2 protein-coding genes are annotated in these 2,409 nt (G+C 71.9%); both read right to left on the minus strand.

Going from position 1 to position 2,409, the window contains the following annotated elements:
* Positions 1 to 114: 114 nt before the first annotated feature.
* Positions 115 to 1,197, minus strand: a complete 1,083-nt coding sequence (locus M4J07_RS47630) for a sugar phosphate nucleotidyltransferase (RefSeq protein ID WP_255983640.1) — start codon at positions 1,195 to 1,197, stop codon at positions 115 to 117.
* Between the two features lie 89 nt (positions 1,198 to 1,286).
* Positions 1,287 to 2,409: peptidoglycan recognition protein family protein (locus M4J07_RS47635; protein WP_255983642.1), on the minus strand; the 1,123-nt coding region annotated here is incomplete at its 5' end.

The raw sequence follows: 2,409 nt of genomic DNA on the forward strand, positions 1-2,409 counted from the left end.
TTTCCTCCCCGGACCCGCCCCTTCCCGAAATTGCCCCTTCGGGGCGGAGTGGCGGACGCCACGGGACTCCGCCCCGGGCCCCGCACCTCAAGCGCCGGAGGGACGAAAGGCTCGCTACTGGTCCGAGGAGAAGCGGACCGAGGACGGGGGGAGGTGGGCGTCGCACCAGATGCGGACGCCCGTCTGGAGTTCGTTGTCGGCGCCGACCTGCGCGCCGTCGCCGATCACCGCCCCCGTGAGGACCGTGCGGGCCCCGACGCGGGCGCCCCGGCCGATCAGGGAGTCCGTGATCACCGCTCCCGGTTCGATCACCGCGTCGGCCAGCACCGCGGAGCCGGAGATGCGGGCGCCGGCGCCGACCCGGGCGTTCTCGCCCACGACCGTGCCCGCCGTCAGCTTCGCGTCCGGCGCCACGTCGGCCGTGGGCAGCACCAGGCGGTCGCCGCAGCGGCCCGGGACCGCCGGGGACGGGGCGCGGCCCAGGACCAGGTCGGCGGAGCCGCGGACGAACGCCTGCGGGGTGCCGAGGTCCAGCCAGTACGTGGAGTCGACCATGCCCTGGAGGTGCGCGCCGGAGGAGAGCAGGTCGGGGAACGTCTCGCGCTCGACCGAGACCGGGCGGCCCGTCGGGATCGTGTCGATGACCGAGCGGCGGAAGACGTACGCGCCCGCGTTGATCTGGTCCGTGACGATCTCTTCGGGGGTCTGCGGCTTCTCCAGGAAGGCCGTCACCCGGCCCGTCCCGTCCGTGGGGACCAGACCGTACGCGCGCGGGTCCTCGACGCGGGACAGGTGGAGGGAGACGTCCGCGCCGGACGTGTTGTGCTCGTCGACCAGGGCCGGGATGTCGAGCCCGGTCAGGATGTCGCCGTTGAAGATCAGGACCGGGTCGTCGGGCCCGGAGTGCAGGTGCGCGGCGACGTTGCGGATCGCGCCGCCCGTGCCGAGGGGCTCGACCTCGGTGACGTACTCGAGGTGCAGGCCGAGGCGGGAGCCGTCGCCGAAGTACGGCTCGAAGACCTCCGCCAGGTAGGAGGTGGCCAGGACGATGTGGTCGACCCCGGCCGCCTTCGCGCGCGCCAGTTGGTGCGTGAGGAACGGGACGCCTGCCGCCGGGACCATCGGCTTCGGCGTGTTCACCGTGAGCGGGCGCAGTCTGGTGCCCTTGCCGCCGACCAGGAGGATCGCTTCTGTCACCTGTCGTCTCTGCTTCCTGCTGGGGCCGGCCGAACTGTCTTTCGGCCGGCCAGTGTATGCAGACCGTGCGCGACCCGGGCCGGCCGGCGTCAGCGGCCCTGGAGGTGGGCCGAGCTGGAGCGGGCCTTGCCGAGTTTGTTGTAGAGACGGCGTCCCGGGCATTCGGTTGCGAATCCGTCCCGGTGGCCGGAGATCACATGCAGTCGCACATTCTTTCCCTTGCGGTACAGATTGCCACCGCCTGACTTGAGATATGTCGTCCCACGCGGATTTGCCCCGTACAGCCCGAGCTTCCAGGCCGTGAGCTTGGCGATGGCGTTCACCGCGGCGGCGGGCGGGTTCGAGCCACCGAAGGAACCGAGGACGGCGACACCCATGCTGTTCGTGTTGAAGCCGAGCGTGTGGGCGCCCATGACCGGCTTGGCGATGCCGCCGGCGCGACCTTCGTAGATGTTTCCGCATTTGTCTACGAGGAAGTTGTAGCCGATGTCACGCCAGCCACTGCTCTTGACGTGGTAGCGGTAGATACTGCGGATGACTGAAGGGGCTTGTGAGCAGCGGTAGTTGTTGCCCGACGCGCTGTGGTGGACGAAGGCCGCCTTGACCGTCTTCGTGTACGCGAAGTCGCGTTCGCGGAGCTTCTCGTCGGCGCCCCAGCCCTTGCGCGTGATGATGCGCGGCCGGGCTCCGACGTACGGCCTGGCCTGCGTGGCGTCCGGTTCGCCGCCGCGGGCCTCGATCACCTCGTCCTCCGTGGCCTCCTTCGTGAGGGCGGGGACCGCGAGGGCGCCCAGCGGGGCGAGCTCGGCGTTCACCGCGGAGGAGGCGGCCGTCTCGGCGCTGAGGCCGGTGGCGCGGGGGCCGTCCGCGGGGGCGCCCTGGGGCGGGGGCTCGTCGCCCGGGTCGACGAGTTCGAGGCGCAGGCCCTTGGGGAGGGCCCCGGTGCGGTCCGCCGCGCGCGTGGCGGTGGGGGCGTCGGCCTTGACCCGTACTTCCACGCCGTCGGAGTCGCCGACCCAGAGGGGCGCGGTGGAACCGCGGACATGGCCGGAGGTGCGCTCGGGGGTGTCCGGGTCGGGGGCGTCGTCGTTGTGGGTCTCCACGTCCTGCCAGGCGGACCAGGTGGCGGTCCCGGTGGTGCGGGTGCGGACCTGCACATGGCCGTGGAGGACGTCGTCCGGGTCGTCCCAGACGACGCCGACGAGGGAGAAG

Origin of the sequence: Streptomyces longispororuber (genome assembly GCF_024448165.1) — a bacterium.
Lineage (GTDB): Bacteria > Actinomycetota > Actinomycetes > Streptomycetales > Streptomycetaceae > Streptomyces > Streptomyces longispororuber_A.